General features: G+C 71.8%; 1 protein-coding gene. It reads left to right on the forward strand.

The features are described from left to right. Positions 1–447 (forward strand): histidine kinase N-terminal domain-containing protein (locus tag EVJ24_RS15190; protein WP_201740383.1); only part of this gene is annotated, 447 nt, incomplete at both ends.

A 447-nucleotide genomic window follows, 5' to 3' on the forward strand; every position in this document is an offset into this window, starting at 1 on the left:
CTGCTGTCCGATCTGTCCTTCGCCGACCTGGTGCTCTGGGTGCCCACCCTCGACGGCACCCGCTATGTGTCGGTGGCCCAGATGCGGCCGAACACCGGGCCCACCTCCTACCAGGACGACATGGTCGGCCACCTCGTTCCACGGGGCCGCCGCCCGATGCTGGACTCCGCGCTGGACGAGGGGCGGATCGTCCGCGAGGGCGACCCGGAGTGGCGCGAGGAGGTGCCGGTCCGCGTCGAGTCCATCCCGGTCCGCCGCGAGGGCCGGGTGCTGGGCGTGATCGCCCGCAACACCAACCTCCTCACCGTCCGCACCCCGAGCCGCCTGGAGCTGACCTACCTCCAGAGCGCCTCCGACCTCGCCCAGATGATCGCTGCCGGAACGTTTCCGTTCCCGGCCCAGCAGGTCGACATGGACGCCTCACCGCGCGCCGGCGACGGCCTGATC

Source organism: Exiguobacterium sp. SH1S21, assembly GCF_004337175.1.
Lineage (GTDB): Bacteria > Bacillota > Bacilli > Exiguobacteriales > Exiguobacteriaceae > Exiguobacterium > Exiguobacterium aurantiacum_A.